This is a genomic window from Vicinamibacteria bacterium, from assembly GCA_035620555.1.
Taxonomy (GTDB): Bacteria; Acidobacteriota; Vicinamibacteria; order Marinacidobacterales; family SMYC01; genus DASPGQ01.
The window spans coordinates 1-6,231 of sequence record DASPGQ010000739.1; the positions used below are offsets into that span (position 1 = coordinate 1).

General features: G+C 61.2%; 6 protein-coding genes and 1 tRNA gene. 3 read left to right on the forward strand and 4 right to left on the reverse strand.

Annotated elements, in window-relative coordinates:
* The 3 genes from VEK15_29645 to VEK15_29655 form a co-directional block, all read right to left on the reverse strand.
* Positions 1-632 (reverse strand): ATP-dependent DNA helicase RecG (locus VEK15_29645; GenBank protein ID HXV64899.1); only part of this gene is annotated, 632 nt, incomplete at its 3' end.
* Positions 633-659: 27 nt separating this feature from the next.
* Positions 660-1,223 carry a hypothetical protein gene (locus VEK15_29650; protein ID HXV64900.1) on the reverse strand — a complete coding sequence of 188 codons (564 nt, stop codon included), beginning with the start codon at positions 1,221-1,223 and terminating at the stop codon, positions 660-662.
* 79 nt (positions 1,224-1,302) lie between these two features.
* On the reverse strand, positions 1,303-2,847 hold the full coding sequence (locus VEK15_29655) for a FlgO family outer membrane protein (GenBank protein HXV64901.1): 1,545 nt from the start codon (positions 2,845-2,847) through the stop codon (positions 1,303-1,305).
* An 84-nt stretch (positions 2,848-2,931) separates the two neighbouring features.
* Here VEK15_29655 and VEK15_29660 point away from each other — a divergent pair, with 84 nt between their 5' ends.
* From VEK15_29660 to VEK15_29670, 3 genes are all read left to right on the forward strand, one after another.
* Complete coding sequence (locus VEK15_29660) at positions 2,932-3,375, forward strand: hypothetical protein (protein HXV64902.1); 444 nt, start codon at positions 2,932-2,934, stop codon at positions 3,373-3,375.
* Between the two features lie 130 nt (positions 3,376-3,505).
* Positions 3,506-4,777, forward strand: coding sequence for a diguanylate cyclase (locus VEK15_29665; GenBank protein ID HXV64903.1), 1,272 nt, complete (start codon positions 3,506-3,508; stop codon positions 4,775-4,777).
* Positions 4,778-4,854: transfer RNA gene (locus VEK15_29670), tRNA-Met, on the forward strand.
* Positions 4,855-5,178: 324 nt separating this feature from the next.
* On the opposite strand, the gene VEK15_29675 is transcribed toward VEK15_29670, so the two are convergent.
* A complete protein-coding gene (locus VEK15_29675; protein HXV64904.1) occupies positions 5,179-5,928 on the reverse strand; it encodes a hypothetical protein in 750 nt (249 codons plus the stop codon).
* Positions 5,929-6,231 lie beyond the last annotated feature (303 nt).

The window sequence follows — 6,231 nt, forward strand, 5'->3', positions numbered from 1 at the left end:
CCCTCTTCGGGAAAATGGACTTTCTCGAGGGCTTCGGCATGTGTCGGGAGCTCGTGGCGTTTCCGGATGTCGTCGGGGAGGAGCTCGGGGACGTTTCGCGGCATGCCCACGACGAGAAAGTGGAGGACGCGGCGCAAGACCTTCGGACTCATCGCTCCGATGCGTTCGTAGACAGGAACGATCCGCCCCGCGTGAGTCGGGGCGTCTTCCCCGCTCGAATCCACGACCTCGAACTGGGGGTTCGTTACTTCCGGGAAGAGACTGAAGCCGCTGCGCTCGAACTTGCCGAACAGAAGCACCTTCCGGCCTTGGGTCAAGGTGTCCTTGAGATAGTCCTGATTGAACCAGACGGCTTTCACGCTGCCAGTCTCGTCTTTGCCCATCATCTCGACGAGGGTGAAATTACGTCGCCTCGTCTTGCGGATGTGCAGCGACTGCACGACGACTTCGACGGTCGCTTCTTGTCCCGCCTCGAGCTCCGCCACCTTCAGGCGGCGGCTGCGGTCCTCGTAGCGGAAGGGAAGGTAGAGAAGGAGGTCGTAGACGGTTCGAATCCCCGCTTTGGCGAGAGCGGCGGCCTTCTTGGGCCCTACACCTTTAACGAATTGGATCGGGGTCGTGATATCGAGCATGACCGCGCCGGCAACGTACGCGGAATTCTACTTGGTGCTCGCGCTTTGCCGAACGGTGACGAGCCCCAGGCTGCAATGAACGCTCTCCACCCCGTAGGGAAGCGGAAACGGCTCACCGAGTCGAAACCCAGGAAGGAACGGAATCGTTTCGATGTCGCCGATCAACGCGTCCACGAGCGTCGTGGGTAAATCGATGCCACTCAGGCTCACTCGCTCGACATCGAGCCTTCCCACTCCCCCTTCACCCAGAAGCCGTGCGCTGAGCTCGACCGGGACTTTTCCCGAAAGCAGGTTCAGCAGGGCCGAATCGGGAAGCGCGCCCCTCACGATCTCGAGATCCATCGTTGCGCCGACGATCGCGAGGCTCTCCTCGAAACGGATCCACGGGTTCTCGAAGCCCTGTGGAAGGGTTTCCATCTGCTCCTGAAGAAACTGATTCGCCTCGAGCTCGCGGACCTCGAAGACCTTGGCGTCGGGGGCCCCATTTTGGTGCCGAAGGAGAAGCTCGGCGAGCGTTTTTTGCACCGGCTCGGCGGCCACGAGGCCGAGCCCGGCGAGGACCAGCCCTCCGGCAACGAACAACGATCTCACGCCCCCATCGTAGCGCATTTATTCACCCTGCGGGCTCACATCTCATCTCTTCGAAGCAGCCCGATGCGGATGATCTTTCTCAAGGGACGGCAATCGCATCCCGGAGCCTGTGGGCGTCGGGGCCTTCGGGGTCGATCTCGAGCGCCCGATCCAACTGCTCGAGAGCTCGCTTCGGCTCACCCATCTGAAGGTACAGCCGGGCGAGGTCGATATGCGCGTCCACCGAGGGCTCCGCCCAGACCAGGATCGAGAGCTCCGAAGCCGCGCTGTCCAAATCGCCAGCCTCATGGTGAAGCTCGGCGAGCTCGCGTCGCAGGCCCCCTGCGCTCGGATCGACATAGAGGTTTTTCTGCAAAAGCTGAATGGCCTCTTCGAATCGATCTCGAGATCGCAGCGTTCGCGCATCGAGAAGAGCCGCCATCGATTCCAGGCCCTGATCGAATACCGGAGGGGGACCGCCCGGCGAGCTCGGTCCGTTCCGTTCGAGAGTTCTTTCCCAACCCACGACCGTCGCCGGATCGACGTCGACGAGGTGAGGCGCGAGAATTTCCGCCGTCACCCGGCTCCGTTTCGCTTCTTCTGGAAGGGCCTGGGAGATGGCCGCGGCGCTGTGTACCAGCCATGCCTCCGCATCGAACGGTCTCCGGGCCACGACCTCGCTCATCTGCTCCAGGGCCTCCGCTCCTTTGCCGCTTCGCCAGTTGCTCCAACCCAGGTTGAATCCCGAGATCGCGACGTCGCCCGCGAGACCACAGGCCTTCTGGAACGCCGCCGTCGCTTCGTCGAAACGCGAAGCACGCATCAGAGCGGTGCCGAGGTTGTTGAACGTGGCCGCGCGACTTTCGGTCTCGGCCAGACTCTGGAAGACCAGAAGCGCGGCCTCGACCTCGTCCACTTCGAGGTAAGCGAGACCCAGATCGAAGTATGCCGCGCGATAGAGCTCGTCCGTCCCTCGGGCCTCGGCCAAGACGTCGATGGCTTCCCGCGTGAGGCCTTCGCGCATCAGGAGCCTTCCGAGAAGGAAACGAGCTTCGAGGTAGCTCCCCGAAAGCTCGAGAGCACGGCTCAGATGCTGCCGCTGTTCGGCCGAATCGAGCGCCACCCTCGCGCGAGCACCCGCTTCGAGCGCCGAGATCGGTATGGAGGCTCGGCGCTTGGCAACGTCCTCGAAACCAGGAGGAACCCCATCCCCTTCGAGTCGAAGAAGGTTCTTGGCGACGAGGCTCGCGAGCGGTCCCAGATCGGTTACCGTACCGAAGTCCTCGACGATGCCCACCGTCGCGCCTCGCTTCAGATCGACGAGGCGCGCCTCGACCTCGAGGCCATCCCCCGAGGAAACGTAAGTACCCATCACGACCCGCTCGGCGTCGAGCTCGCGCGCGATCACGATTGCCGTAGCCCGAGTGATTGGCTCTCCGGGAACGATGCCCACTTCATCGAGGTGCCGGTTTCGGTCGAGGACGTCGACGACTTCGAGACCCGCGGCGACGAAATGAGACGAAATCGCTTCCTCGAACGCACTGCCCCGCCAATCGGATGAAGCTTCCTCAGAAAGGCTCTCGAATGGGAGCACGACGGCGCGGACGAGCGTGCCGAGCAAAAGAGCCAGGCTCCCTATGGCCAAGGGTCAATTCCTCTTGTTTCCTGTTCGGGCTGCAAGTAGGACATCATTATACTAGCGTCCCCCGTATAATTGAGGTACTCGGCCATGTCTTCAGATCGGGAAGCAGAGAGACCCCTCGGCATCTACCTCGTGGCGCTGTACTTCGTTCTTGCGGGCTTCTTGGAGGCCATTCAGAAGTACCGTGAGTGGAACGCCGCCATCTCTCTGAGCCCGTTGGGAGAGCATTCCATCTGGGTGCTCGCGATCGATCCCCTGATCTATATGAGCATCGCCTATCTCATCTGGCACTACGCCGCGCTCGGCCGGCTGGCCGCCTTGGTCTTTGGCTACGTGATCCTCGCCATGTATCTCGGGATCGCGGTGTCGTACTACGCCTCCGACACCTCTTTGAGCGTGACCCCGCTGTTTCTTGCCATCGCTTGTTACCACGTCGTTTCCCTCGTGCCGATTCTGTGGTACCTCCAGCCGGCGCGGCGCAAGCAGCTCTTCCACGTCACCCTTTGGGACATCTTGCTCGGCAGCGACTGATTTGAAGCGGGAAGCCGAGTCTGCTACGATAACTTTCTCTGGTAATGCGGGGGGTGGGTCTAGCCGCTAGCCGGATCCCAACGAGTGGATACACACCGGGTTCCGTATTTGCATCCGGTTCGGAGGGCTTATGTCATCGCTGCCGAAGGCGGGAGAAACGCGGCAGCAGTGGATTTATTTGCTGGAGGAAGCCGCTCGAGGACGAACCGAAGGCCTCGAGGAGCTTCTGGGAGCGAGCCCCGACGCCCACGCACCGCTGCTGCAATTCCTGACGCACCTCGAGTTCAATCCCGAGGTCGCCGAGGAGCACTGGAGAAACATCTTCGAGAATCGCCGACTATTGGCCAAAAAGCTCGGTCGGGCGGCGAGCCTCCAGCTCGCGGCTCTCGATTATTTCCAGAACCAGACGCCGGGGCTGGCAAATCCCAAGATCCTGGAGATGTCGACCTTCCTCGCGACCGAGCGAAATGCGATCACCGACAGCCTCACCGGCCTCTACAACCGTCATTTCTTCGACGCGAGCCTGAGGCGAGAGCTCAAGCGGGCCCGCCGCTACGGGCTCGCGCTGTCGATCGTGCTTCTCGATCTGGACGACTTCAAGTCCATCAACGACGTGTATGGCCACCTCATCGGTGACCAGGCGCTCTCGACCTGCAGTACCGTGGTTCAGGCCGGGGTCCGCGAGATCGACGTCGCCTGCCGCTACGGGGGCGAAGAGTTCGCCCTGATTCTTCCGGAGACGAGTCGAACCGGAGCCTTCATCGTCTCCGAACGCATCCGGGCCGACGTCAAGGACCTGTTCGACCGCAAGCAGGTAGGCACCACTCACATCTCACTCACGCTGAGCGGCGGTATCGCCATCTATCCCGTGGATTCCAACTCCGCCGAGGGCCTCATTCGCATGGCGGACCAGGCCCTCTATCGCTCGAAGCACGACGGCAAGAACCGGATCACCCTCCACGCGGAGGAGAAGCGGCGCTCGCCGAGACTCGACGCGCGCAAACCCCTGATCTTCCGCGCACGCCGCGCTCGGCTCACGCAACTAAGCGAGCTCCGGAGCCAGACCAAGAACCTCTCTCGCAACGGCGCCCTGGTTCAAAGCCACATTCCATTAGACGTCGGAACCGAGCTCGAGATCGGAATCGATATCCCGCACAACGGAGACAGCTTCTTTCTCAAAGGCAGAGTCGTCCGCCTCGAATCGACCCCAACCGAAGCCGGACAAAGCGCCCACTACGAGGTGGGTGTCGCCTTCGACGCCGACACCGAGGAAGAGGCGAGGAAGCTCGAAGTCCTCGCCGCCGAGATCTACCGCACCCTCGATCTCCACGGCGCGTCCGCCCCCGCCGCCCCCACCCTTGACAGCGTCCGAAGCGCGGAGGATAATTCGCTACTCGGTTGACGCGGGGTGGAGCAGTCCGGTAGCTCGTTGGGCTCATAACCCAAAGGTCGCGGGTTCAAATCCCGCCCCCGCCACCATCTAAGTCCTTTCAATTCTCCAACTTAGTTTTTCCAGCCGAGCCCGTCTCCAAAATGTCTCCAAAACCAGAGACAGGAGCGGGCTGCTCTAAGAGTCGGGGCGCTCCCTCCACTGCCGCGGGACTCAGGTGCCCATCGTCTATTTCGACTCAAACGCCAACCAGCCGACCGAGCTGTGGCCGAGCGTGAACGACAACTGGTGGTGCGGCGAGTTCAGAGTGGCTGCTCCGGCCCAACCACCATAACAACTGCGGGTATGAGGACTGAGGAGTAGAGGATCCCACACGCCCCCCCGGATTGTTCTCGGGGGTTGAGGTTGATTGACTAGAAGCTGAACGAGACCACGACGCCCTTTCTGCCCCGCATGACTAGCGGCGCGACCGTGAGCTTGTTGTCGCGGTCAGCGGCCACGTAAACGGTGGTGTGCGTCTTACGCATAATGTCGAACAAGACGCCGAGCCCGACGCTAGTCCCGCCAACCAGGAGAAAAAAACTGGTGGCCTCCTCATTTGTACAATCCGGACACCCTGTTAGCGCGATGAGTCCGGCTCCGACGCCCAAACCGATGAGGGCTCCATTCAGAATCGAGTCGTTTCTCGTGACATCGATTCGCATGAGGTCCTCTTCGCTAAAGAGGATCGTCTTGTCGTCGACGCGAATGTGCTCTTCGTCGAGACCCTTGATCTTCCCCTCGTAGACGTTCCCGCTCAACGTCCGTACGCTTACCTTGTGTCCGAGGTGAAGGCTTTGGAGCAGTTCTCGACTCGAGGTAGTATGGTGCGGCTTTGCGCCGTTCAGTTCCACAACATCGCTGTAGTCGATCCATCGCTGGTAGGAGCTGGTGCCCAAAAGTTCCCGTGCCGCATCGCCCTCGATACGCAGTTCGAATTTCTCATCTCCTGTTCTCAAGAGCGTGCCCTTCAAGACCTCTCCCTCGTCCAACTTGACTTCAAGCTCTGAACCCGTCGGAGTGACGAAGATTCGAGCCTTTATCTGGTCGGGCTCTAGAATCTGAGCGATGGCCGTCCCGGCGGCGAGCAGTGTCGTGAGCAGCAACGCCGTCGTCCGTAGCATCAGTGACCTCCAGTCTCGGCTATCCGCAAATAGCCAAGTTGGTCCCGCCTCGTCCTGACGCCAATCACAAACGCTCGAACCGACGCGTGCGCCAGGGTGAATGAAGGCGGAAGCCCCGTTCATCTCGTCATGGCGTCTTCCATCGAAACGTTTCATCCCGGCCACCAGCAGAAACTAACCGTCGCTGAGCCTCTTTGAGTGCGAGCCCGATGCTCCCACCCCCGACGAATTGGTTTCGGGTGTGAGGATTGAGAGGGAGAAAACGGGAGAGACGCACATCGGATTTCCTGAGGAGGGTCGGCC

Excerpts from the sequence above, each read along its gene's own strand:
- VEK15_29665 (HXV64903.1), top strand. The coding sequence starts at position 3,506 with ATGTCATCGCTGCCGAAGGCGGGAGAAACGCGGCAGCAGTGGATTTAT.
- VEK15_29660 (HXV64902.1), top strand. The coding sequence starts at position 2,932 with ATGTCTTCAGATCGGGAAGCAGAGAGACCCCTCGGCATCTACCTCGTG.
- VEK15_29675 (HXV64904.1), bottom strand. The coding sequence starts at position 5,928 with ATGCTACGGACGACGGCGTTGCTGCTCACGACACTGCTCGCCGCCGGG.